Here is a 24,188-nt window from a genome sequence, read left to right on the forward strand (position 1 = left end):
GCACGCGGCGGCCCGACCGGGCGCCGCCCCGCCTTCCGGCCCACCCAAGGACTGCCATCGTGAGCGAGCGCGTTCTCATCCCCCGCAACCGGGGGTTCCTGTTCCTCGACTCCCACCCGGCGGGCTGCGAGCGGCTGGTGGCCGACATGTGGCGGGACTGCCCGGAGCCGGCCGACCCGGCCGCCCCGGCCGAACTGCCGGACGGCGAGGGGCCGGTGGCCCTGATCATCGGCTCCTCGGCCGGGTACGGCCTGGCCGCCGCCGTCGCCGGGCTGAAGCGGGCCGGCATCCGCGGCGTCCTGGTCTCCTTCGAGAAGGCCCCCACCGGGCGCCGCACCGGCACGGCCGGCTGGTACCGCACCGCCGCCACCGCCGAACTCGCCCGCGCCGCCGGGCGGGACCTGGTCTTCCTCAACGGCGACGCGTTCTCCGACGCGATGAAGGACCAGGTCGCCGACCTGATCGAGCAGCGCTTCGGCGGCCGGCTGGGCCACCTGGTCTACTCGGTGGCCGCGCCCCGGCGCACCGACCCCGACACCGGCACCACGTACGCCTCCGTCCTCAAGCCGATCGGCCGGACCGACCGCACCAGGACGCTGGTCTTCGACGACCAGGGCCGTCCCGAGGTGCGCGAGGTCGAGACCGCTCCTGCCGAGGGCGACGACATCGAGCAGACCGTGGCCGTGATGGGCGGCGCGGACTGGGAGCGCTGGATCGACCACCTGGCGGGGCGCGGACTGCTCGGCGAGGGCTTCACCACCGCCGCGCTCTCGTACATCGGCTCCCCGCTGACGGCGGCGATCTACCGGCAGGGCACCATCGGCGCGGCCAAGGCCCACCTGGAGGCCACCGCCCGCACCCTGGACGAGCGGCTCGGCAAGGCGGTGGGCGGACGGGCCGTCACCTCCGTGAACGGCGCCGCCGTCACCCAGTCCTCCACCGCCGTCCCCGGCATCGCCCTGTACACCGGGCTGCTGCGCGGCGTCCTCGGCGCGGGCATGGTCCCGCCGGTGCACCAGCTCGCCGCCCTGTGGGACCAGCTCACCGGCGCCGCCCCGCTCGTCCTGGACGACGAGGGCCGGGTCCGCCTGGACGGCTGGGAGCTCGCCGACGGCGTCCAGGCCGCCGTCGGCGAACGCTGGGCGGCCGCCACCACCGACACCGTGGCCGAGCTCGCCGACCTCGACTGGTTCCACGCCGAGGTGCAGCGCCTGTACGGCTTCGCCGTCCCGGGCGTCGACTACACCGCCCCGGTGGCCACCGACGTCCCCTGGCCCAGCCCCGCCTCCTGACCGGAGGCCGCCGGGCCCGGGGCCCCGGCGGTGGCGTCCGGCTCGGGGGCGACCCGGCGGATGCTCAGCAGGGCGAGCAGGGCGACGGCCCCGCCGACCACCGGTACGGCGGTGGGGCCGACGCCCGAGAGCGCGAGGCCGCCGAGCGCGCCGCCGAGCGCCACCCCGAGGAACTGCGCCGAGAAGTGCAGTCCGAGGGCCTGGGCGCGCTGGGCGGGGGCCAGTCCGGCCAGCCGGGTCTGCTGGCTGATGCCGCCCGACCACCAGGCGGCGCCGAAGGCGAACACCAGCGGGAACACGACCACCGTGGAGACCAGCGGGGTGTCGGTGACGGTGAGTACGGCCAGTACGGCGAGCAGCCCGGCGATCAGGGTGAGGGCTGCGCGCAGCACCGCGGCCACCCCGCGCCGGGCGATGAGCCCGCTGACGGTCCGTCCGGCGAGTAGTCCGCCGGTCCCGAACACGATCATCAGCGCGGCCACCCCGTTGCTGCCGAGCCCGGCCGCCCGGTGCGCCACCGGGTCGAGGTAGGTGTAGACGCAGTAGGCGGCGAGGAACAGCCCGAAGGTGGTCGCCAGGCCCCAGCGGACCGGGGCGCGGCGCAGCAGGCCGAGCCGCCCGGCGGCGGTGTTGCCGCCCGGTGGGACGTCGGGCAGGCCGGTCCGGACGGCGACGGCGGTCACCACGGCGAGGAGCGTCACGAACCAGAAGGACGCGCGCCAGCCGAGGGCGGAGCCGATGACCGTCCCGATCGGGGCGCCGAGGGTGAGGGCGACGGCGTTGCCGCCGGCGGTCACCGAGATGGCCCTGGGCAGTTCCTCGGGGGTGCAGAGCGCGGCCGCGGTCGCGGCGGCCGGAGCAGCGAAGAGGGCGGCGCCGAGGGCGGCGAGCACCCGGGCGACGGCGAGCACGGTTAAGTCGGGGGCGACCGCGGCGAGGGCGTTGGCGAGGGCGAAGAACAGCGCGGCGCCCGTCAACAGCCGCTTGGGCGGCACCCGGTGGAACAGTCCGATCAGGGGCGGCCCGGCCAGGGCGTAGACCAGCGCGAACACCGTGACCAGCTGGCCGCACACGGAGACCGAGCTGTGCAGGTCGTGCGCCACGCTCGGGAGCACTCCGGCGATGACGTAGCCCTCGGTGCCCACGGTGAAGGTCCCCAGGGCCAGGAGGTGGATCCGTGGATTCATGGTTTGACGGTACAACATCCGTTGAACCTTTGGAACGGGCTCCCCGCGAAGGCGACATGACGACACCTCACCGCCGCACCCACCGCACCCGGGGGCCCTGGGGCGCACGCCCGAAGCGCCGCGGACGGCGAACGTAGAATCGAGCCATGCGAGATGCGTTCCACGCCGAACTGGCCGCCGTCAGCCTGGCCGAGGCCATGCACGGCCTCAGCGATCCACTGCGGCTGCGGATCGTCGACCTGCTGGCGCGGGAGGGCGAGACCGAGTGCTCGGTGATCTACAACGCCCTGGGCATCAGCAAGTCGAACGCCTCGCACCACTTCCGGGTGCTGCGCCAGTGCGGCCTGATCCTCCGCACCGCCCAGGGCCAGCAGCAGAGCGCCCGACTGCGCGCCGACGAGTTCGAGGAGCGCTTCCCCGGCCTGCTCCGCGCCGTGCTGGACAACATCGACGGCGCAGCCTGAGTCGGGAAGGCGGGCCACCGCGTCGACCACCGTGCGCCGGCCAACTGTTTGGCCGATACGGATCGAACTTTCTCCCCCCTCACCGCGATCCTGACATGTTCGTGCCCGTGCGATGCCCAACCCTCCACCCCCTTGCCATGGAAGCGGCAGGTCCGATTCCTCTTTAAGTGGAATCACCAACTCCGAATCCGTTTATCGATGTTGACGATGAAATGGACGAGGCGCACGATCAGCGAGGCATCTCGTGGGGCTCATGTGGCCCCCGCCAAGCACGGGGAGAAATTCATGTTCGGTATGCGAAGGTTCGCCGCTGCGGGTGCGGCCGCTGTCGTCATCGCAGGGCTCGGCACGGCCGGCACGGCCGTCGCCGCCCCGGCTACGTCCCACTCACCGTCCCTGTCGTCGTGCAACCTCCACGTCGGCCAGCCCTACCGGGACGGCAACGGCACGGTCCGGGTCAACGGTGGCGGTGACAACTGCGGCGGCGCCGTCGACAAGATCTGCATCTGGCTCCAGATCAACTCGCTGGGCAACGTCTACACCGAGGACGTCCAGTGCTCGCCGGTGGACCAGTACGACAGCACCTGGGCCGCCACGTCCGCCTACGTCCCCGGCATGTGGGGCGGGAAGGCCGTCGCCATGAAGAACGGCGCGTACGTGCAGACGGTGCAGAACGGCGCCTGGCTCTGATCACGGGTCTGCCGTACAGCAGGTAGCACGACGGCGGGGAGCCGGCCCGGACAGCTCGTCCGGGCCGGCTCCCCGGCTGCGCCACCACTCCGACGTGGCCTCAGCCCACGCTGAAGGCGCCGTCCGGCGGGGGCGGGGAGTCGGTGGCGTCCGCGTCGGTGACCGGGGCGGTCCGGCCGACCAGGGCGGCCAGCTGCTCGCCGTCGGTGAGCCGGGCCGGGAAGACGTCGCCCGCCAGCAGCCGGGTCAGCTCCGCCACCGGCAGCGGCGCCGTGGAGCCGGCCAGCAGGATGTTGCCGTACCGGCGACCGCGCAGCACCGGGGCCTCCGCCACCAGGCAGACGTACGGGAACACCGCCCGCACCGTGGCCGCCTGGGCCTTGGCGAAGGCCAGCGGCGGGCCGTCCGCCAGGTTGGCCGCGTAGCAGCCGCCGGGGCGCAGCGCCGTCGCCGCGAGGCGCAGGAACTCCACCGAGGTGAGGTGCGCCGGGGTGCGGGAGCCGTGGAAGACATCCGCGATCAGCAGGTCCTGCGAGTCGGCCGGGGTGGCGGCCAGCGCCTCCCGGGCGTCGCCGACCGTCGCCGTGACGTCCGCGCCCGGGCCCTGCCAGGGCAGGTGCTCGGCGACCAGCTCCAGCAGCGGCCCGTCCACCTCCACCACCCGCTGGCGCGAGCCGGGCCGGGTGGCGGCCAGGTAGCGCGGCATGGTGAGCGCGCCGCCGCCCAGGTGCAGCACGTCCAGCGGGCGGCCGGCGGGCGCCAGGGCGTCGGCGAGGTGGCCGAGCCGGCGGGTGTACTCGAACTCCAGGTGGGTCGGGTCGGCGAGGTCGACGTAGGACTGCGGGGTGCCGTCCAGGGTGAGCAGCCAGCCGCCGTCCCGGTCGATGTCGGGCATGAGCTTGGCGAAGCCGAGGTCGGTGCGCCGGCCGACCGGCACCGGCTCGTCCGCCTCTGCCTCTGCCTCCGACTCGTCCCGCACCGGCTCGTCCGTCACGCGGGCTCCCCCACCGGGCGCACGTCCAGGTAGGCCTCGAGCCAGCGGTCCAGTTCGGCGAACACCTCGGTGCGGGCCTTCTCGCCGGAGAGCACCAGGTCGTGCATGCCGCCCTCGATCCGTACCACCGTGACGTGCCCGCCCAGCCTGGGCCCCTGCGCGGCGATGTCGTCGGCGCGCAGCACCCCGTCCGCGTGGTGCAGGGCGTTGTGCCACTTGGTGGTGGAGACCGACTTCGTCGAGGCCATCAGCAGCACCGGCACGTCGATGCCCAGCCCGTGCCGCAGCTGCCGGTGCCCCTGGTGGATCGCGGCCAGCCAGCCCGCGTACAGCGGGAAGCCCTCGGCGGGCTTGAGGGCGAGGTCGAAGTCCCACTCGCCCTTGTGGTCCTTGTGCAGGCTGTGGGTGTAGTGCGGGTTGAGCGAGGAGGGCAGGATCCGGGTCGGCTTCATCCGCCCGAGCGCCGTCACCACCGGCCCGCCCGCGGTCCGCACGGCCGCCCCGGCGGGCATCGACAGGAACGGGCTGTTCAGGAACAGCCCGTCCACCACCCCGCGCCCGGCCCGGCGGCCCGCCCACAGGGCGCCGACCAGCCCGCCGGTGGAGTGCCCGTTCAGCAGCAGCTGCCGGTGCCCGTCCACCTCCCGGATGATCCGGACCGCCTCGTCGATCTCCTCGTCGTACTCGGCGAGGTCGCGGACGAAGTTCGGGGACTGGTGCGGGCGCAGCGAGCGGCCGTACTTGCGCAGGTCCAGGCCGTAGAACGAGAACCCGAGCGCGGTGTAGTGGTCGGCCAGGTTGGTCTGGAAGAAGTAGTCGTTGTACCCGTGGACGTACAGCACCGCCCGCTCCGCCCCCGGCACCACCCGCCGCACCAGGGTCGCGCAGACCGCCCCCTCCTCGTCGGGCCGCAGCGTCAGCTCGGCCGCCTCGTAGGGGGCACCCAGGATGTCTTCCCGAAACTCCATCTGCCGCCGCACCCGTCCCTCTGCTCCGCCCGCCCTTTTCGGCAGGTCACCACCCGTTCCGCCCCCGACCATACCGGCCGGTAGCCCCGCCCCGCGCGGCGGAGGCCGGGCACCCGCCCGGGCGGCGCGGCCGCGGCGCCCGTCCGCGCCTCCCGGCCGCCTCCCGGCCGCTTCCCGTGCGCCTGCTGTGCGCCGGTGGTCATGTGGAACGCTTCCCGGACAGACACGGCGAGTTGGGGAGTTTGCATGCAGCACGGGCATACCGATCCGTCGCTCTACCGTTCGGCCGCCGAGGCGATCGCGGCGCCGCCGGAGCGGCTGGCGTACGTGGCCGGGTTCGACCGATCGGCCCGGCGGCCGGATGCCCTGCTCACCGTGGACACCGATCCGGCCTCGCCGGACTACGGGAAGGTCCTCAACTTCGCCGAACTGCCGACCCTCGGCGACGAGTTGCACCACTTCGGGTGGAACGCCTGCTCCAGCGCCCTGGCCCACGCCTGCCACGAGAACCCGGAGCGGCGGTTCCTGCTGCTGCCGGGGCTGCGCTCCTCGCGGCTGCACGTGATGGACACCCGCCCGGACCCGGTGCGCCCCCGACTGGTCAAGACGATCGAGGCGAAGGAGCTGGCGGCGAAGTCGGGCTACTCGCGGCCGCACACCCTGCACTGCGGCCCCGAGGGGGTCTTCCTGTCCTGCCTGGGCTCGGGCGAGGGCGGGGACGGGCCCGGCGGGGTGGCGCTGCTGGACCACACCACCTTCGAGGTGCTGCGCCCCTGGGAGACGGAGCGCGGGCCGCAGCACTTCGCCTACGACGTCTGGTGGCACCTGGGCACGAACGTCGGGGTGACCAGCGAGTGGGGCACCCCGTGGATGGTCGAGGACGGGGTGCTGCCCGAGCAGCTGCTCGCCCGCAAGTACGGGCACGCGCTGCACTTCTGGGAGCTGGGCACCGGACGGCACCTCCAGCGGGTCGACCTCGGGGACCAGTACCAGATGGTGCTGGAGCTGCGCCCGGCGCACGACCCGCAGGCCGAGTGGGGCTTCGCCGGGGTGGTGGTGAACGTGGAGGACCTCTCCTCCTCCGTCTGGCTCTGGTACCGGGACGGCCCGGCGTTCACCGCCCGCAAGGTGATCGAGATCCCCGCCGAGCCCGCCTCCGCCGATCAACTCCCGCCCGCGCTGCGGCCGTTCGGGTCGGTGCCGCCACTGGTGACCGACATCAACCTGTCGGTGGACGACCGCTGGCTGTACGTGTCGGCCTGGGGCACCGGCGAGTTGTTCCAGTACGACGTCTCGGACCCCTTCCACCCCCGGCTGGCCTCCTCCGTCCGCCTCGGCGGCATCGCCGCCCGGACGCCGCACCCGGCCGAGCCGGGACGACCGTTGAGCGGGGCGCCGCAGATGGTGGAGATCAGCCGGGACGGGCGGCGGCTCTACCTCACCAACTCCCTCTACGGCGCCTGGGACGACCAGTTCTACCCGGACGGCATCGAGCCCTGGCTGGTGAAGCTGGACGCCGACCCGGTGGCCGGCGGGCTCAGCATCGACGAACGGTTCTTCCCACACGGCGCCGACTTCCGGGGGCTGCGCGTCCACCAGACCCACCTGGCGGGCGGGGACGCCTCCTCGGACTCCTACTGCTACCGGTAGGCAGTGCCTACCGGCCCTGCCCGGTGGTCCTCCCGGCCGGGTCGCCGGCCTCGGCGCGCAGCTCGGTGGCGTCCCAACTCGCCAGCAGCCGCAGGGATTCGGCGGAGGATGAGCCCGGCTCGGCGTGGTAGACGACCAGCACCTGGTCGCTGTCCCCGGCCGGGCGGAGCGTCTCGTACTGGAGGCTGAGGGGGCCGACCACCGGGTGGTGCAGCCGCTTGGTGCCGTGGCCCTTGTCCTGGATCCGGTAGGTGGCCCACAGGCGCCGGAAGTCCTCGCTCTTGAGGGAGAGTTCACCGATCAGCGAGGCCAGCCCGGGGTCGTCCGGGTAGCGTCCGGCGTCCAGCCGCAGCAGGCCGACGATGTCGCTGGCCTTGGCCTCCCATTCCTCGAAGAGCGTCCGGGCGGCCGGGTCGAGGAAGACGTGCCAGGCCATGTTGCGCTGTTCCGGCGGCATCACCGCGAAGTCGCCGAGCAGGGCGGTGCCGAGCCGGTTCCAGCCGATGATGTCGAGCCGTCGGCCGAGCACGTACGCGGGCACGGCGTCCATCGAGTCCAGCAGCTGCTGCAGCGCGGGTCGCACCCGCTGCGGGCGGGCGCTGGCGGCGCGGCCGGGGCGGCGGCGGGCGGGTTCGGTGAGCCGGCCGAGGTGGTCGCGCTCGGCCGGTCCCAGCCGCAGCACCCGGGCGATGGCGTCCAGGACGGCCGCGGAGACGTTCTCGCCGTGGCCCTGCTCGAGCCGGGTGTAGTAGGCGGTGCTGACTCCGGCGAGCTGGGCCAGCTCCTCGCGCCGCAGTCCGGGCACCCGTCGGCGGCTGGTGCCCTCCGGCAGGCCCACGTCCTCGGGCCGCAGCCGGGCGCGGCGGGATCGGAGGAACTCGATGAGTTCGGTGCGCTGGTCCATGACTGCAGTATGCGGACGGGGTGGGCCGCCGGGGGGCGGGCGAGGGTGATACTGCCGTGCGTAGGTTGCCCGGTCGTAGGCTCGGCCTTCCTACGTCCAGCCTTCGTATGCTCCGCCTGCGTACGCTCCGCTTTCGTACGACGGGCTCGGGTCTGGTTGGGCCCCGCGCCCCGCCGCAGGCTGGTGGGCATGACGAACGAGACGACACCGAGCACGACCCGCACCGTCGCCGCCTACGCCGCCCAGCGGCCCAAGGCCCCGCTGGCGAAGACCACCGTCACGACGCGCACCGTCGGCGAGCACGACATCCTGATCGACGTCCGGTACTCCGGCATCTGCCACTCCGACATCCACCAGGTCGGCGAGGACTGGGGCGACGGCATCTTCCCGATGGTCCCGGGCCACGAGATCGCGGGCGTGGTGAGCGAGGTCGGCCCGGGCGTCACCCGCTGGCGGGTCGGCGACCGGGTCGGGGTCGGCTGCTTCGTCGACTCCTGCCGGGAGTGCGACAACTGCCGGGCCGGGCTCCAGCAGTACTGCACCGGCGAGGGCGGCATGGTCTTCACCTACAACGCCACCGGCAAGGACGGCCGGCCGACCTACGGCGGCTACGCGGCGGAGCTGGTGGTCGACGAGGCGTACGCGCTGCGCATCCCGGACGCCCTGCCGCTGGACGCCGCCGCACCGCTGCTGTGCGCGGGCATCACGCTGTACTCGCCGCTGGCGCACTGGGGCGCCGGCCCGGGCAAGAAGGTCGCGATCGTCGGCCTGGGCGGGCTCGGCCACATGGGCGTGCAGCTGGCCCACGCGATGGGCGCGGAGGTCACCGTGCTCAGCCAGTCGCTGCGCAAGCGCGAGGACGGCCTTCGGCTCGGCGCGGACCACTACCGGGCGACCTCCGACCCGGCGACCTTCGAGGAGCTCGCGGGCAGCTTCGACCTGATCGTCAACACGGTCTCCGCCGACCTCGACCTGACCGCCTACATCGGTCTGCTGCGCGTCGACGGCACCCTGGTGCAGGTCGGCGTGCCGGAGAAGCCGATCACCCTGCACCCGTTCCCGCTGGCCATCGGGCGCCGCTCGCTGGCGGGTTCGGCGATCGGCGGGCTGCCGGAGACCCAGGAGATGCTGGACTTCTGCGGGGAGCACGGCATCGCCGCGCAGATCGAGCTGATCCGGGCCGACCAGATCAACGAGGCGTACCGGCGGGTGCTGGACGGCGACGTCCGGTTCCGCTTCGTGATCGACGCCTCCACCATCTGACCGGCACCGCCCGGGCAGGGCGGAACGCCCCGCGCACCTGGTGCTCTCCCACCACCGGTGCGCGGGGCGCCGCCGATGACTCCCGGCGGGCCCCTGCCCTCAGGCCCCTGTCCTCAGACGCGTGTGCTCAGACCCATGTGCTCAGACCCCGGCCGTCTCCGCCCCGGCGCCCGCCCCGGCCCGGCGCTCGGCGCGCCGGTCCTCCCGCCGCTGCCTCCCACGGCGCAGCGGCTGGTCGGGCAGCCATCCGAAGGTCAGGCAGGCGCCCACGATCCCGAGCAGCATCCCGATCAGGAAGCCGCCCAGGTTGGAGGTCACCCAGCTGCCCAGCGAGGCGAGCACGGCGAGGACGGAGTAGAACAGCCGCTGCGTCGGGTTGAAGAGGATCAACAGGCCGCACAGCAGCATCACCGACGGCACCAGGTACCCGGCCAGGCCCACCAGCGAGATGTGCAGCAGGAGGGGCAGCGGGGCCCACAGCGTGAGCAGGATCTCGGCGCCGCCGAGCGTCACCAGCAGCCCGCCCCAGAACGGCCGCTTCCCCCGCCAGTCGCGTTTGACCGGGCCCGCGGGGCTCGCGGGCGCAGCGGTCGCGGCGGCTCCGGTGGGAGCGACGGCTCCTGCGGGAGCGGCGGCGGGGCCGGCGACGGGGGCGGCGGTCGCGGAGGGGGTGGCGGCCGTCCCCGCGGCCGCCACCTCCTCGGTCCGCGCAGCGGCGCCCTCACCGGTCGCGGTCGGCTCCGGTACGGACTCCGTCATGTTCAGCAGCCCTTGGAGCTGAAGCTCAGCCGGAGGTTGGGCAGCTTGAACCCGACGGCGGTGCTCGCGTAGTTGTGCTGGTTGAGGTGGGTCAGCGTGATGTGGTCGGCCTGCTGGCCGAAGACGCCCTTGCCGCCCACGCCGACCGGGCCGGCCTTGGTGTAGGTGCTGGCGTCGCCGCCGATCTCGATGTTCTTGAACTCCGCGTCGCCGGACAGCAGATCGGAGTCGGTGGTGAGGTCGGAGGCGGCCACCGGGGTGCCCTTGTCGCCCGCGCGGATCACCAGGTTGACGCCGCCGAGGTCCACGCTCTGGCACAGGCTGGTGATCTCGGCGGTCTTGATCGCCGACACCGCGACCAGCACCTGACCGCCGGTGTGGCCCTGGTTGGGGCTGCCGGGGATCATGTGGTCCAGCGAGCCGAACTGGGCGAAGCCGTCACCGTCGAGCTTGTCGGCGGTGATCGTGAACGGCATGCCGGAGATGGAGAACTGCGCGGCGAGCACGCCCTGGGCGGTGAGGGCCATCAGGATGCCCCCGGCCGCGACGGCCGGTACGGCCATCAGGGCGGAGCGCTTCATCCGGACCCGGCCTCTTCTGGTCCCGGTCGGCGGCTGCGGGGTTTCCGCCGCGGCGGCGGCTTCCTCGGACATGGCCATGTGTGCTCCCTGTGGATGGATTGGGTGTGCAGGCACTGGCACGTTGTCCTGGCGCGGACAGCGTTCCGCGCTCCGACCGGGCGGTCCGCCCCTCGGCAGCGGGGCGGATCCGGGCGGAGCGCGTTGAGTAACTGGGAAGCTACTGCCCGGTATTCGCCGGGTCAATACGGGTGCACGAAGGATCTTCACCGATCCTCCGGACCGAGCCGCCCAGCCGACGGTCCGCCTCGGCCGGCCCGAGGAAGGGCGCCAGGCAGAACATGCTCAACACCGGCAGCAGTTCCGGCAGTTGATCGGTACGGCCGGAGGAGATCCGCCGGTAGACCGCGCTGTAGACGCCGCCCACCACGGCGTCGACCGTCTCCTGCACCCCTACGCCGCCAGGGAGTTGGGGCACCTCGGCGAAGAACGCCCGGAACCTGATCAGGAGTTGCTCCCGCGCCCGCCGCCCGGCCGGGCCGACCGCCTCGATCTCGATCACCGCCATGGTCGCGAAGGACGGTGTCCCGGCGAGGAGTTGGAGCATCGCTTCGAGCGCCTGCCGGATCCCGGCGCACCAGTCGGATTCGGCCGCGAAGGCCGCCGCCATCCGCCGGATCACCACGCCCGTGCCGTGCCGGTGCGCGGCCAGGAAGGCGTCCTCCTTGCCGCTGAACAGCTCGTAGAAGACCGGCCTGGTCACCCCGGCCGCGCGGCAGATGTCGCTCACCGTCGCGTGCTGGTAGCCGCGTTCGGCGACCGTCCGGACCAGGCCGTCCAGCAGCCGTTCGCGCTGGGTCGCGGCGACCACTCCGGCGGGCTGCCGGCGCGGCCCCGGCTTGATCGACCTGGCCGGATCCCGGCCGGTCCGGGCACCCGGCAGCAGGATCAGGTCGGCACTCCGGAGGCGTTTGGGATCCATCACCAACTCCTGTGTCCTGTATTGACATTGACGTAACGTCGGGTTTACAACACTGCCAGGTTTCCAATCGCTCGGCGCGCAGGCCGCCACCGGTCGGATCCAGGGGTTCCGACGACCCCGGGCGAGCCGCCCGGGCCGCCGGACCAGGGCGGGAGCCGGGCCCGCGGTGGTGGCAGCCGCCGACGTGCACCCCGCGAGACCGCACGTCCGCACGGCTCCGCGCCGTGCCGCCGTGCCCGGACCGCCCCACCGCCGCACCGCTGCACCGCCGCACCGCATGAACACCGTCGTACCGCATGAGCGGGCCCGTGGCGCCGGGCCCGCCCGCACCCGTGGTCCGTCGGAGCTCCCGGTACGCCAGGCACCTCCCCCGTCGTGCACACCACCACACCCGCACGCGGGGATTCCCCCACCCGTCCCCGGACGGAGAGAGGCACCCTCATGCGCATCCGTCGCACGCTCGCAGCCGCATCCCTCGCCGCCATCGCCCTCACCGGCGCCGCCGTCGCACCCGCCCAGGCCGACGCCACCGCCGTCCTCACCCAGGGCAGCGCCGGCGGCGCGGCCATCGCCGTCGGCGACACCCTGGTCGCCAACCTGGCCTCCGGCACCGCCGCGACCTTCACCGACGGCCCCGGCAGCAGCAACGGCGTCAGCTGTGCCAACTCCTCCTTCTCCGCGACCGTCACGTCCAACCCCGCCGCCCCCGGCAGCGCGACCGAGCAGCTCAACAGCCAGTCCTTCGACTCCTGCACCTCGAGCGTCTTCGGCGTCATGAGCGTGCAGAGCGTCACCGCCACCAGCCTGCCGTACACCAACACGGTCACCTCCGGCTCCGGCAGCAACGTCTCGCTCAACGGCACCAGCGCCGGCCCGGTGGGCATCACGGTCGTCCTGAACACCCTGCTGGGCCAGGTCAGTTGCGTCTACCAGAGCCCCAACGGCATCAGCGGCTCCACCTCCAACACCGACAACAGCATCGGCTTCGCCAACCAGCCGGCCAACCTGGTCTCCGGCCCCGGCCTGTGCTTCTCCACCGGCTACTTCAGCGCCACCTACGGCCCGGTCACCGACAGCTCCGCCGCCGGCAGCCCGGTCCTCTGGGTCAACTGACCCCCCGGGCACACCGGAACGCACCACCGGAACCCACCGGAACCCACCGGAACGCAGGAGCGGCGTACGGCCCCGGGCCGTACGCCGCTCCACCGCGACCGCCCCCGGGCGAACCCGGGACAAGCAAGTGACCGGCCGGTAGGGTGGCGCCGCACGGGCCCGACGGGACGGGTGCGGCGGAGCGGAACGGGGCGGGTCGGATGGCCAGCGGCAGCAGCGACGGCAACAACGACGACACGGGCTTCTTCGCATCGGTGGCGGACACCGCCGAACGGCTCGCCGCCACCGGCTACCTCGCCTCCACCGCCGTGGCCACCACCGTCTTCCTGGCCGACCGGCTCGGCAAGCCGCTGCTGGTCGAGGGCCCCGCCGGGGTCGGCAAGACCGAACTCGCCAAGGCCGTCGCCGAACTGGGCGCGGCCCGGCTGGTGCGGCTGCAGTGCTACGAGGGCATCGACGAGGCCCGCGCGCTCTACGAGTGGAACCACGCCAAGCAGCTGCTGCGGATCACCGCCGGCCGCGACGAGGGCTGGGACGAGGCCCGCGGCGACATCTTCGGCGAGGAGTTCCTGCTCAGCCGCCCGCTGCTGACCGCCATCCGCGGCGAGGAGCCGACCGTCCTGCTGATCGACGAGATGGACAAGGCCGACGTCGAGGTGGAGGCGCTGCTGCTGGAGGTGCTCAGCGACTTCCAGGTGACCGTCCCCGAGCTCGGCACCATCACCGCGCGCCGCCGCCCCTTCGTACTGCTCACCTCCAACGCCACCCGCGAGCTCTCCGAGGCGCTGCGCCGCCGCTGCCTCTTCCTCCACCTCGACTACCCGGACGCCGAGTTGGAGCGCCGGATCGTCCGGCTCAAGGTGCCCGGCCTGGACGAGACGCTGGCCGCCTCGCTGGTCCGGGTGGTCGGCGCGCTGCGCGCGATGGACCTGCGCAAGGCGCCCTCGGTCGCCGAGACCATCGACTGGGCCCGCACCCTGCTGGCGCTGGGCGCCGAGACCCTGGACGACGCGGTCGTCCAGGACACCCTCGGGGTGATCCTCAAGCACCAGGACGACGTCCGCAAGGCCGCCCAGAAGCTCACCCTCGCGTGACCACGCCCCCGTCGGGCGCCGACACCGCCGCGGGCGCAGCCGACACCGCCGCGCGGCTGACCGGCCTGGTCCGCGCGCTGCGCGGGCACGGCCTGCGGATCGGCCCGGCCGAGACGGTGGACGCCGCCGCCGTGCTCGACGTGCTCGGCTTCGCCGACCGCGAGCAGATGCGGGCCGGACTGGCCGCCGCCCTGCTGCGCTCGGACGGCCAACGGGCGGTCTTCGACGCCTCCTTCGACCTGTTCTTCCCGCTCGGCGTCGGCACCCCCGAGGCCCTGCGCGGCTCGGAACCCACCGACGACACCCAGGACCCCCCGCGCTTCGGCCGCCCCGACCCGCTGCGCGACCGGCTGCGCGAGCGCCTCGCCACCGCCCTGGCCGCCGACGACCGGGCCGCCCAGGCCCGCCTGGCCGGCGAGGTGGTCGAGGCCTTCGGCCGGTACGGCACCGGCAGCACGCCCGGCTCGGACGGCTGGTCCGCCCACCAGGCCCTCGGCCGGCTCGCCCCCGAGACCCTGCTCGCCCGGATCCTGGCCGGCCTGCGGGAACAGGGCACGGACGACCTCTCCGACCGCGTCCTCGCCGACGAGATCCGCCGCCGCATCCAGGACTTCCGCGCCCAGGTCTCCGCCGAGGCCCGCCGCCGGGTCGCCGAACTGCGCGGCGCCGAGCGGATCGCGGAGCGCGCCGTCGCCCCCACCGTCGACCGGATCGACTTCCTGTTCGCCGGCCGCGAGCAGCTCGCCGAACTGCGCCGCACCGTCCACCCCTTGGCCCGGAAGCTGGCCACCCGGCTGGCCGCCCGGCGCCGCCGGGCCGCCCGCGGCCGGATCGACCTGCGCCGCACCCTGCGGCGCTCGCTCGGCACCGGCGGGGTGCCGCTGCGCCCGGCGTACCGGCTGCGCCGCCCGGCCCGGCCGGAGCTGGTGCTGCTGTGCGACGTCTCCGGCTCGGTGTCGGGCTTCGCCGACTTCACCATGCTGCTGGTGCAGGCGATGAGCGAACAGTTCAGCAAGGTCCGGGTGTTCGCCTTCGTCAACCGCACCGCCGAGGTCACCGACCTGCTGCGGCGGGGCCAGGGCGACCCGGCCCACCTCGCCGCGCGCATCCTCGCCGAGGCGAAGGTCATGGGCTACCACGGCAACAGCGACTACGGCTCCGCGCTCGGCGAGTTCGCCGAGCACCACCTGGACGCCGTCGGCCCCCGCACCTGCGTGCTCGTCCTCGGCGACGCCCGCAACAACCACCGCGACCCCAACCCGGAGGCCCTGCGCCGGATCGCCGCCCGGGCCCGCCGGGTCTTCTGGCTCAACCCCGAACGCCCCGCCCTCTGGACGACCGGCGACTCCGCCGCCCTGACGTACGCGGACGTGGTGGAGATGCACTCCTGCCGCAACGCCCGCCGCCTCGGCGAACTGATCGCCCGCCTGCTGCCGGTCTGAGGGCCGGAGCAGACGGGCGACCGGGGTCGCCGGTAGGGTCACCCGGACAGCACGGAGGCCGTCAGGCGGGGTGGCCTGCGGTCAGCGGGTGGTGGGGATGAGGTACCCGCACTCCTCGATCCGGGCGAGGTTCCCCGACTTGTCGATGGCGGGGCCCTTACTTGTCCAGGCCGGCGATGAAGTCCAGCAGGGCCTCGGTCACCTCGGCCGGGCGCTCCTGCTGGGTCCAGTGGCCGGTGTCCGGCAGCCGGACGTGCCCGCGCAGCTGGGGCAGCCGGCCCAGCAGGTAGGCCAGGGCCTCCGGCGGCACCATCGCGTTGACCAGGTCCCGCTCGCCGGCCACGTACAGCGCGGGCACGTCGACCGTCACCCCGGCGAAGGCGGCCAGCAGTTCGGCGTTGCGGTCCAGGTTGCGGTACCAGTTGAGGCCGCCGGTGAAGGCCCGTTCGCCGTGGGTCGCGTAGTCGGCCTCGAAGACGTCGAGGTCGGCCTCGGTGAGCCAGTCCGGCAGCCGCTCCGGCTCCGGGACGGTGTCCAGCAGCTTCTTGCCCTCGGGGACGATCCACGCGCGCGGCTTGCCGTCCGGCTGGATGCCGCACAGGATGCGCCGCAGGCTGGTCCGGACGTCGGCGGCCAGCTCGGCGTCGGCCCGGCCGGGCTCCTGGAAGTAGATCTGGTAGAAGCCCTCGCCGAAGTTCTCCCGGGCGGCCGTGAGCGGCGGCGGCCCGCCCACCGGCAGCGGCGGCACGCTCAGTCCGGCGACCCCGCGCACCAGGTCCGGCCGCAGCGCGGCGGTGGCCCAGGCGACCGGCGCGCCCCAGTCGTGCCCGACCACCACGGCCCGCTCGGCCCCCAGCGCGCCGATCAGCGCGGTGACGTCACCGACCAGGTGCAGCAGGGTGTACGCGTCCACGGCCTCCGGCTGCGCGCTGCGGGCGTACCCGCGCTGGTCGGGGGCGACGACCCGGTACCCGGCCTCGGCGAGCGGCGCGAACTGGTGCCGCCAGGAGTACCAGCTCTCCGGGAAGCCGTGCAGCAGCAGGACCAGCGGCCCCTCACCCTGTTCCGCGAGGTGCAGCCGGACGCCGTTCACCTCGACGTGACTGTGCTTGATCGCCTCGAACAACTCCCGCTCCCGGTCCGCTCCGCAGGGCCCGAACGGCCCCCCTGCGACCCTCCTGCCCGGCTCCACCGGCCGCCAACCCCGGCGGTTCCGCCTCCGACCGGAAGCAGGCAACCGACGCGGAGCGGAAAGCAGCCGAGGCCGCCCCGGAACTCCGGGACGGCCTCGGCCTCAGGCTCGCGCGCTGAACTGGTTGAGCGTCAGTTCACCGTGTAGCTGTAGGGGATCGCCGCGAGCACCGCACCGGTGGTGCCCACGCTGTTGTTGGCGGTCGGCACGAAGGTCGGGCCGGACACCAGGTAGAGCACACCCTTGACCGTGCTGCCCTTCGGGCCGGTCGGGGTGACGGTCACCTGCAGCGAGCCGGTGGCGCCGGGGGCGACGGTCACCGGGGTGGCGGCCGCGGCCGTGGCGTTCACCGCGGCGGCGTACGGGTCACCGGTGCTGGAGGTCAGCGCCGGGTCGAACGCCAGGGTGTGCGCGGTGGCGGTGATGGTGGAGGTGCCCTTCGGCGCGCCGGCGGTGCCGAACGGGCCGATCTGCTGGACGAAGGTGCTCCAGGAGCCGGGGACGATCGGCTGCTCCGCCGAGCCCTTGGAGGTGGCCACCGAGATGGCCGAGCCGTCCTGGGCCTTCTTGAGGTCACCGAAGAGGTCCGGCGAGGCGGTGGTGGCGCTCAGCTCGATCTGCGCCGGCGTCGAGGACGCCGCCACGGCCTTGAGCTGGTCGGTGCTCGGCGGCACCAGGAAGCTCGGCACCGAGGAGGTCAGGCTCAGCGGCAGGTTGACGCTGGCCGAGGCACCCTGCGGCACCAGCGGCAGGTCGACGCGCTTGTCGAGGCGGCCGTCGGCCGCGATCGACTGGGTGGCGACCGTGTTGTTGGTGTAGTTCACCGTGACGCTGACCGGCTTGCCGGCGGCGAGCTTGGTCTTGCCGTCGTTCGGCAGCCCGGCCGCGGTGGCCTGGTTCTGGTTGAACGCGATGGTGCCGGCGAAGTCCTGGGCGAGCTCCTGGCCGCTGACCGGGCCGAGCACGTTCAGGACGAAGCGCCAGTGGCCCTCGGCCGGGTTGACCGTGGTGGCCGAGACGCCGTTGGCCGCACCGGTCAGGTTGCCCTGGGCGTCGAACAGCGTGTTGCCCTCGATGTCGATCGGGGTGCCGTTCGGGCTGATCAGGGCGCCCTGCATGAACAGGTTCGCGTCCTTGGCGACGGTGACGCCGACCCGGAGGTCCTTCTGGCCCTTCGGGACGTCGAAGCCGTAGGCGAACATCTGCGTCGGCGAGGAGCCGCGGCCGTTGCCACCGGTGATGGTGCCGGTGAAGGTGCCCTTGCCGTCCTTGACCGGGACGAGGCTGCGCAGCACGACCGGAACGCTGGTGGTGTTGCCGTTCGAGCCGGAGACGAGGACCGCCTCGCTGCTGTCACCGCTGGTGGCCGGGGTGGTGAGCTGGACCTTGAGGGTCTTGGTCTCACCGGGCTGCAGGTCGGTGGTGTTCGGGCTCACCGCGCCGGCCGGGACCGCGCGCTGGGTGGAGGTGCCGAACTGGACGTCGCCGGTGAAACCGGCCTTGCCCGCCGGGGTGTAGAAGACCGCGGTCCAGTCGCCGGCGACCGGGTGCGGGACGTCCACCAGGCCGAAGTTGGCCGGGGTGGCGCCGCCCTGCGGACGGGTGTTGGTCTCGAAGCGGCCCGACGGGTCGAGCAGCGTCATGCGGACCACGGGGCCGTTGGTGACCGGGTTCGGGCCACCGTGCCAGGCGATCGACGCCGCGAGGCGGTCGGCACCGGCCGGAACCGTGAACTTGACCTGCTTCTGCACCCAGTCGGCACCGTTGGTGGCGTACTTGAAGGTGTCGGTCGAGGCCGAGTCCAGCTTGACGACCTGCTGGTTGTTCGCCAGCGGCGCGAAGCTGCGGGTGGTGGCGCTCACCGACTGCGGCTCGTCACTGGTGTTGGTGACGGAGACGTCGGCGGTGTGGGTCGAACCGGGGGTGCCGGAGATGTTCAGCTGGCCGGTGTTGACCACGACGGTGCGGGCACCGTCGGTGCCGTCGCCGTCGTCGTAGCCGCGGGCGGCCTCGACGGCGGCCCGGACGTTCAGCAGACCGGCGCCCTGCTCCTCGGCGGGGACGCCGAGGTCGGTGGCGGTGCCGGTGATGAACTTCTTCACCAGCGCCGGGGACGGCGAGTCGCCGCCGTGGGTGTCGCGGTAGGCCTGGATGACCAGGGCCGCGGCACCGGTGACGAACGGGGCGGCCTGGCTGGTGCCGCCGAAGGGCTGGATGTTCGTGCCCTTGCCGTTGTAGTTGGTGCAGTCCGCGTACTTGGTGGTGTCCGCGGTGCACAGCGCCCAGTCCGACTCGCCCGGCGCGACCAGGTCGAGGGTCCGGCCGGCCATGGTGAAGCCGCCCGAGGAGAGCGCGGAGATCCGGCTGTTGCTCCAGGTCCCGTTGGAGAACTTGGAGGCCGCGTAGCCGGTCTGCTGGTAGTTCTGGTTGTCCGTCGACGCGCCGACCGAGATCACGTACGGGTCGGTGGCCGGGGTGCCGATGGTGCCGCTGAGGCCCGCGTCACCGGTGGAGACGGCGACGGTGACACCGGCCTTGACGGCCTGCTCGTTGAAGAGCGCGATGGTGTCGTGGGCGCCGCTGTCCGGGGTGACGTTGCCACCGAAGGACTCGTTCAGCACGTCCACGTGGGCGACCCGCACCGCGTAGTCGATGGACTGCAGGATCGACGAGTTGGACATCATCTCGCCGCCGGCCTTCAGGGCGACCAGGTCGGCGTCCGGGGCGAGGCCGCGGATGTGGATGTTGCAGCCGGCCGGCAGCGGGTGCGAGGCGTTGACGAACTGCGAGACATCGTAGGTCTGACGGCCCTGGGCGATGACCGCCGAGGCGTCGCCGAAGGCCTCGGCGCCGCCGCTCGGCGCGTTCCAGCCCTCACCCGAGAAGTCCTGGTAGTCGACCACGGCGTGCGAACCGTCGGCCCGGATGAAGTCCGGGTTGTTCGGGTCGAGCGCGTCGGCGATGTAGGCGACCTTGACACCCTTGCCGGTGGAGAGGTTCTCCACACCGGGGTTGCCGTTGCCGCTGTAGGCGCGGACCGAGTAGAGGCCCTCGGGCTCCAGCAGCGGCTTGGACGGGTCGGAGGGGCAGACCGTGTTGGTCGCGTTCTCCTGGGAACCCTGGCCGTTACTGCCCGAAACGGCCTGCGAACCGTCGCCGGACTTGCCGGACGCCGCGGCCGCGGTGTCCGCCTTCTTCGCGGTGGTCGAGGCGACCGGGGCCACCTGGACCTGGGTGTCCGCAACCACGGCGGCGACCGCCGGGTCGGACTGCAGCGACGCGCGCTCGGCCGGGCTGACCGTGGCGGAGAAGGCGTTCCCGACCACGAAGCTCTTGACGTTGGTGCCGCCGTTGGCCTTGACCTTGTCCAGCAGCGGCTTCTGCGCGCTGGCGGTCTTCTGCTCACGGGCGCCGAGGTGACCGTGGTCGGCCGGGGCGTCCGCTATCTGGTCCTTAAGGATCACGATCACCGGTGCCGGCGACCCGTCCGAGGACGCCGCCTGGGCGTTCTGCGGATCCTGGGTCGGGGCGGCGCTCGCGATGGTCCCGATGCTCAGGACCATGGACGCGGCGGTGACGGTGACGGCGGCTGCTAGCTGGGTCTTGCGCCAGCCGATCAATGGACATCCTTTCGTCTGATGCGACGTCAGGTTGCACGGTCCAGCCTACGCGGATCCTGGTCGGACGCGTGGTTGCTCCGGACCACGCGTCCCGACAGCGGTCGCATTCCAGCGCATCCGACACGACCACGACAAGGGGTTAAAACCCCATCAGAAAGTAAAAATGACCATCAGAAAGTAAAATACACAGTATAAATCCGGCGTCATCCGCCCCTTTTTCACCGATCAGAGCCGGTCAGGGACGGTCAAAACAGCCCGCCGCAGCAGCAAAAACGTCAGTGGCGAACTCTGGACACTGGCGAAACATCGCCACCCCTGCCCACCCACTGCCTCTTTGTCGACACCGCGACACTTCTTCCCCGTCGACGGCCGTCGAAACAACGCACGGCAACCGGATCGACAAGCAGAACGAACGGAGCGGCCGGAGAGTTCATCCGTCCCCCTATTCCGGCCGCCCGCTCCGAACGGGCCCTCCGGAAAGGCCCGTTCGGAGACGATCGATCAGGACGAGGCGGCCAGCCGCTCCCGGGCGTCCGCCAGGTCCTCGGCCGTCGGCGCGTCGTCCTGGGTCAACCGGTGCCGCCAGTAGCCGGTGAAGTCGACGGACTCCTTCGGCACCCCGTACTCCTCCACCAGGCACCGGCGCAGCGCCCGCACCGCCCCCGCCTCCCCGGCCAGCCAGACGAACGGCCGCCCGGCCGGGCGCCCGGCGCGCCGGAACTCCTCGACCAGCAGGCTGCCCGGCGCCGCGCCGTCGCGGTACAGCCACCGCACCTCCAGTGCGGCCCGGCTCACCAGTTCCTGACGCTCCGCCCGGTCCGCGACCTCGATCCAGGCGCGCGCCCGCACCCCCTCGGGCAGCGCCTCGACCAGCGTCGCGATGGCCGGCAGCGCGGACTCGTCGCCGGCCAGCAGCACCTGGTCGGCGGCGGCCGCGACCTCGGCGAACGGGACCGGCGGGGCGTACAGCGCGGAGGGGCCGACCATGCCGAGCCGGTCCCCCGGCGCGGCGCGCAGCGCCCAGGAGGCGGCCGGGCCGGTGTCGCCGTGCAGCACGAAGTCGACCTCGATCCGCCGGGTGCCGGGGTGCCGGCGGCGCAGGGTGAAGCTGCGCAGCACCGGGCGCTCGGCCTCGGGGACCGCCAGGTAGGCCTGGTACCAGCCCATCGGGTCGTCCTGCCGGGCGGGCAGCACGGGCTCGCGCTGCCCGGGGCGCGGAAAGCAGAGCTTGAGCTGCTGGTCGGGCGTGGTGCCCACGGTGTCGTCCAGGGCCTGCGCCTCGAAGGCGACCCGGGCGGTGCGCGGTGTGATCCGCTCGACCGCGACGACCTCCAGGAGGGTGACGGGCAGTGTCATCGTGAAACCCCTTCGCTGCGGAATCCTGATAACTTACGGCATAAAGAGTTGCCGCCGCGAGGATACTTTACGCCATAAGGAGATGTCGGGATGACCGTCTACGCCGGGCAGGGAGACGCCCACCGCTCGCTCGCCCTGCTGTGGGGCCGCCCCGCCGAACCGCGCACCGGGCGCAGCGGCCCGAAACCGGGCCTGAGTGTGGACGCGATCGTGTCCGCCGGAATCGCGGTGGCCGACGCCGAAGGGATGTCCGCCCTGTCGATGCGCGCCGTGGGCGAACGGCTCGGCCGCACCGCGATGGCGCTCTACACCTACGTGCCCGGCAAGGCCGAACTGCTCGACCTGATGCACGACCGGGTGCTCGCCGAACTCCCCGCCGCACCGGCGGCGTTCGACGACTGGCGGGCCGCCGTCACCGCCTGGGCCGAGGAGTTGTACGCCTGCTACCTGCGCCACCCCTGGGTGCTCCAGGTCTCGCAGGCCCGCCCCGTCCTCGGCCCGGCCGAACTCGCCGCCATGGAGCACCTGTTGACCGCCCTGCAACCGGCCGAACTGGCCCCCGGGCGGCTGCGCGGGGCCGTCGCCGCGCTCTGGCAGTTCGTCCGCGGCACGGCCGCCACCACCGCCGACGCCCGCGGCGCGGCGGCCGCCACCGGCGTCACGGACGAGGACTGGTGGACCGCCCGCTCCGCCCGGCTCGCCGAGCTGGCACCGGACTTCCCCCGGCGCTTCCCCCTGCTGACCGCCCTGCAGAGCGCCGCCGGCGGCAGCCCGGAGGACAACGGCGCGGACGCCTTCCGCACCGGCCTGGCCGTCCTGCTCGACGGCGTGGCCGCGGGCGCCTAGCCGCGCCGGGCGGAGGGGATGGCGAGCAGGGCGCCCAGCACCAGCAGCACGGCGTACCCGGCGGTCTCGTGGCCGTCCGGGACCAGGAAGCGGACGAAGCCGAACAGCCGGAAGCCCCCGAGGTGGTCGGCCAGCAGGCCGGTGCCACCGCCCAGGATCAGGACGAAACCGAGGTAACCGAGCAGGGTCTTCATGCCCCCGAGCCTAGGAAGCCGCGGGCCCGCGCCCAACCGACTTTCGGCGCGACCGGCGTTGACCAAAGTCGCGCCCGAGGCCGCGCCCGAAGTCGCACAAGCAGTCGCACCCCGCCCTCCCTCCGGACGGAGCAGCAGGCGCGGCGGCCCGACGGCGGCGCCGGTACGTTCGCGGTGTGCAGCCAAAGCGTGTGCAGCAGAAACCACCGTCCGTCGCCAGGGTCGCGGCCGCCTCCGCCGCCTCCGCCCTGGTGCTCGCCGCCGGCGCCCCCGCGGCCCTGGCCCAGGACGCCGCCGCCTCCACCGTCGGCGGCGAGCGGCTCGGCCGCCCGGCCGTCCAGGTCGCGCCGCTGGCCGGGGCCCCCGCCCTGCCCGCCGAACTGACCGGCCGCTCCTGGCTGATCGCCGACGCCGGCACCGGCGAGGTGCTCGCCGCCAAGGACGTCCACCGGCCGATGCCCCCGGCCAGCACCCTCAAGATGCTGTTCGCGGACACCGTGCTGCCCAAGCTCGACCGCGCCACGGAACACCAGGTCACCCCCGCCGAACTCGCCGACCTCGGCGTCGGCAGCAGCCTGGTCGGCGTCAAGGAGAACCTGCCGTACCGGGTCGAGGACCTCTGGCGGGGCGTCTTCCTCAGCTCCGGCAACGACGCCGTGCACGTCCTCGCCCACATGAACGGCGGCGTCCAGCAGACCGTCGGCGAGATGCAGACCCGCGCCCAGTCCCTCCAGGCCCGGGACACCAAGGTGGTCTCCCCCGACGGCTACGACATGGACGGCCAGGTCTCCTCCGCCTACGACCTCACCCTGTTCGCCCGCGCCGGGCTGCGCAACGCCGACTTCCGCTCCTACTGCGCCACCCGCACCGCCCGCTTCCCCGGCGGACTCGACAAGGCCACCGGGCAGCGCACCGCCTTCGACATCGCCAACACCGACCGGCTGCTCGGCAAGTACCCCGGCCTGATCGGCGTCAAGAACGGCTACACCACCAACGCGGGCGCCACCTTCACCGGCGCCGCCGAGCGGGGCGGCCGCACCCTGCTGGTGACCGTGATGCACCCCGAGGCACAGGGCAAGGTCTACGACGAGGCCGCCAGCCTGCTCGACTGGGGCTTCGCGGCCGCGGGCAAGGTCCAGCCGGTCGGACAGCTGGTCGAGGACCTCGGCGCCCCGAAGGGCGCCAAGGGCTCCGGCGGCGGCGCGGGCGGTACGGGCGGTGCGGGGGGCACCGACGGCACTCCGGCCGACGGCGCCCCGCAGGCCGCCGCCGAGGCCGACCTGCCGCCCTGGTCCCGCACCCCCGCCTTCGGCAACGACTCCGTCCTCGCCCCCGCCCTCTGGACCGGCGCCGCGGTCGCCACCGGCCTCGCCGTCTGGGGCACCGCCCGCACCGCCGCCCGCCGCCGCACCACCCCGTCCAGCTCCCCGTCCACCGCCCGCACCGCCACCACCGCGCCCGCGGCCGCCACGCCTGCCGGTGGCCGCACCGGCGCCCGCCGGATCGGCGCCACCGGCGTCGGCGGCCGGGCCGGCCGCCGCCTCACCCGCCGCGCCCGCGCCCTCCTCCGCGGCACCCGCCCCCGCCGGGACGGCTGACC

The 24,188-nt window shown here is 73.4% G+C and carries 21 protein-coding genes; 10 read left to right on the forward strand and 11 right to left on the reverse strand.

The features are described 5' to 3' along the window. Positions 1-59 precede the first annotated feature (59 nt). Positions 60-1,292: an enoyl-[acyl-carrier-protein] reductase FabV gene (locus ACFVXG_RS14435; RefSeq protein WP_387927408.1), complete on the forward strand. Its 1,233-nt coding sequence runs from the start codon at positions 60-62 to the stop codon at positions 1,290-1,292. Here ACFVXG_RS14435 and ACFVXG_RS14440 read toward each other — a convergent pair. Then, entirely contained in the window at positions 1,241-2,479 is a 1,239-nt protein-coding gene (locus tag ACFVXG_RS14440) for an MFS transporter (RefSeq protein ID WP_387927409.1), read from the reverse strand. The genes ACFVXG_RS14435 and ACFVXG_RS14440 overlap by 52 nt on opposite strands. Before the next feature lie 146 nt (positions 2,480-2,625). Between ACFVXG_RS14440 and ACFVXG_RS14445 the strand changes: the two genes are divergently transcribed. Both ACFVXG_RS14445 and ACFVXG_RS14450 read left to right on the forward strand, forming a co-directional pair. After that, a complete protein-coding gene (locus ACFVXG_RS14445) occupies positions 2,626-2,943 on the forward strand; it encodes an ArsR/SmtB family transcription factor (RefSeq protein ID WP_387927411.1) in 318 nt (105 codons plus the stop codon). 285 nt (positions 2,944-3,228) lie between these two features. After that, the gene (locus ACFVXG_RS14450) at positions 3,229-3,633 is read left to right on the forward strand and encodes a hypothetical protein (protein WP_387927413.1); all 405 of its coding nucleotides are present in this window, start codon (positions 3,229-3,231) and stop codon (positions 3,631-3,633) included. Positions 3,634-3,733: 100 nt separating this feature from the next. Here ACFVXG_RS14450 and ACFVXG_RS14455 read toward each other — a convergent pair whose 3' ends face one another. Continuing rightward, positions 3,734-4,528 (reverse strand): spermidine synthase, encoded by a 795-nt coding sequence (locus tag ACFVXG_RS14455; RefSeq protein ID WP_387927839.1) that lies wholly within the window; start codon positions 4,526-4,528, stop codon positions 3,734-3,736. A 95-nt stretch (positions 4,529-4,623) separates the two neighbouring features. Continuing rightward, entirely contained in the window at positions 4,624-5,595 is a 972-nt protein-coding gene (locus ACFVXG_RS14460; protein WP_387927415.1) for an alpha/beta hydrolase, read from the reverse strand. A 246-nt stretch (positions 5,596-5,841) separates the two neighbouring features. Here ACFVXG_RS14460 and ACFVXG_RS14465 point away from each other — a divergent pair, with 246 nt between their 5' ends. Then, positions 5,842-7,245: a selenium-binding protein SBP56-related protein gene (locus ACFVXG_RS14465; protein ID WP_387927417.1), complete on the forward strand. Its 1,404-nt coding sequence runs from the start codon at positions 5,842-5,844 to the stop codon at positions 7,243-7,245. A 7-nt stretch (positions 7,246-7,252) separates the two neighbouring features. Here the strand turns inward: ACFVXG_RS14465 and ACFVXG_RS14470 are convergent, their stop codons facing one another. Continuing rightward, complete coding sequence (locus ACFVXG_RS14470; protein WP_387927418.1) at positions 7,253-8,149, reverse strand: helix-turn-helix domain-containing protein; 897 nt, start codon at positions 8,147-8,149, stop codon at positions 7,253-7,255. Positions 8,150-8,338: 189 nt separating this feature from the next. Here ACFVXG_RS14470 and ACFVXG_RS14475 point away from each other — a divergent pair, with 189 nt between their 5' ends. Next, on the forward strand, positions 8,339-9,412 hold the full coding sequence (locus ACFVXG_RS14475; RefSeq protein WP_387927420.1) for an NAD(P)-dependent alcohol dehydrogenase: 1,074 nt from the start codon (positions 8,339-8,341) through the stop codon (positions 9,410-9,412). A 141-nt stretch (positions 9,413-9,553) separates the two neighbouring features. Here the strand turns inward: ACFVXG_RS14475 and ACFVXG_RS14480 are convergent, their stop codons facing one another. The 3 genes from ACFVXG_RS14480 to ACFVXG_RS14490 form a co-directional block, all read right to left on the reverse strand. Next, positions 9,554-10,171: a DUF6114 domain-containing protein gene (locus ACFVXG_RS14480; protein ID WP_387927422.1), complete on the reverse strand. Its 618-nt coding sequence runs from the start codon at positions 10,169-10,171 to the stop codon at positions 9,554-9,556. A gap of 2 nt (positions 10,172-10,173) precedes the next feature. Further along, positions 10,174-10,830: a DUF6230 family protein gene (locus tag ACFVXG_RS14485; protein ID WP_387927424.1), complete on the reverse strand. Its 657-nt coding sequence runs from the start codon at positions 10,828-10,830 to the stop codon at positions 10,174-10,176. Between the two features lie 139 nt (positions 10,831-10,969). Further along, a complete protein-coding gene (locus tag ACFVXG_RS14490; RefSeq protein ID WP_387927426.1) occupies positions 10,970-11,731 on the reverse strand; it encodes a TetR/AcrR family transcriptional regulator in 762 nt (253 codons plus the stop codon). A 441-nt stretch (positions 11,732-12,172) separates the two neighbouring features. Here ACFVXG_RS14490 and ACFVXG_RS14495 point away from each other — a divergent pair, with 441 nt between their 5' ends. The 3 genes from ACFVXG_RS14495 (at position 12,173) to ACFVXG_RS14505 (ending at position 15,380) form a co-directional block, all read left to right on the forward strand. Continuing rightward, positions 12,173-12,844 carry a Tat pathway signal sequence domain protein gene (locus ACFVXG_RS14495; RefSeq protein ID WP_387927428.1) on the forward strand — a complete coding sequence of 224 codons (672 nt, stop codon included), beginning with the start codon at positions 12,173-12,175 and terminating at the stop codon, positions 12,842-12,844. Positions 12,845-13,044: 200 nt separating this feature from the next. After that, positions 13,045-13,938, forward strand: coding sequence for an AAA family ATPase (locus tag ACFVXG_RS14500; protein ID WP_387927429.1), 894 nt, complete (start codon positions 13,045-13,047; stop codon positions 13,936-13,938). Then, positions 13,935-15,380, forward strand: a complete 1,446-nt coding sequence (locus tag ACFVXG_RS14505) for a VWA domain-containing protein (RefSeq protein WP_387927430.1) — start codon at positions 13,935-13,937, stop codon at positions 15,378-15,380. Before ACFVXG_RS14500 ends, ACFVXG_RS14505 begins: the two co-directional genes overlap by 4 nt. A 157-nt stretch (positions 15,381-15,537) precedes the next feature. On the opposite strand, the gene ACFVXG_RS14510 is transcribed toward ACFVXG_RS14505, so the two are convergent. The 3 genes from ACFVXG_RS14510 to ACFVXG_RS14520 form a co-directional block, all read right to left on the reverse strand. Continuing rightward, on the reverse strand, positions 15,538-16,506 hold the full coding sequence (locus ACFVXG_RS14510; protein ID WP_387927431.1) for an alpha/beta fold hydrolase: 969 nt from the start codon (positions 16,504-16,506) through the stop codon (positions 15,538-15,540). Positions 16,507-16,703: 197 nt separating this feature from the next. Then, on the reverse strand, positions 16,704-20,192 hold the full coding sequence (locus ACFVXG_RS14515) for a S8 family serine peptidase (RefSeq protein WP_387927433.1): 3,489 nt from the start codon (positions 20,190-20,192) through the stop codon (positions 16,704-16,706). Positions 20,193-20,693: 501 nt separating this feature from the next. Next, entirely contained in the window at positions 20,694-21,548 is an 855-nt protein-coding gene (locus tag ACFVXG_RS14520; protein WP_387927435.1) for a siderophore-interacting protein, read from the reverse strand. Between the two features lie 90 nt (positions 21,549-21,638). On the opposite strand from ACFVXG_RS14520, the gene ACFVXG_RS14525 reads away from it, so the two are divergent. After that, complete coding sequence (locus ACFVXG_RS14525) at positions 21,639-22,394, forward strand: TetR/AcrR family transcriptional regulator (protein WP_387927437.1); 756 nt, start codon at positions 21,639-21,641, stop codon at positions 22,392-22,394. Here ACFVXG_RS14525 and ACFVXG_RS14530 read toward each other — a convergent pair. Next, positions 22,391-22,588 carry a hypothetical protein gene (locus ACFVXG_RS14530; protein ID WP_387927438.1) on the reverse strand — a complete coding sequence of 66 codons (198 nt, stop codon included), beginning with the start codon at positions 22,586-22,588 and terminating at the stop codon, positions 22,391-22,393. The genes ACFVXG_RS14525 and ACFVXG_RS14530 overlap by 4 nt on opposite strands. Before the next feature lie 176 nt (positions 22,589-22,764). On the opposite strand from ACFVXG_RS14530, the gene ACFVXG_RS14535 reads away from it, so the two are divergent. Further along, positions 22,765-24,186: a D-alanyl-D-alanine carboxypeptidase family protein gene (locus ACFVXG_RS14535; RefSeq protein ID WP_387927440.1), complete on the forward strand. Its 1,422-nt coding sequence runs from the start codon at positions 22,765-22,767 to the stop codon at positions 24,184-24,186. Positions 24,187-24,188 lie beyond the last annotated feature (2 nt).

Origin of the sequence: Kitasatospora sp. NPDC058162, from assembly GCF_042884005.1 — a bacterium.
Classification (GTDB): domain Bacteria; phylum Actinomycetota; class Actinomycetes; order Streptomycetales; family Streptomycetaceae; genus Kitasatospora.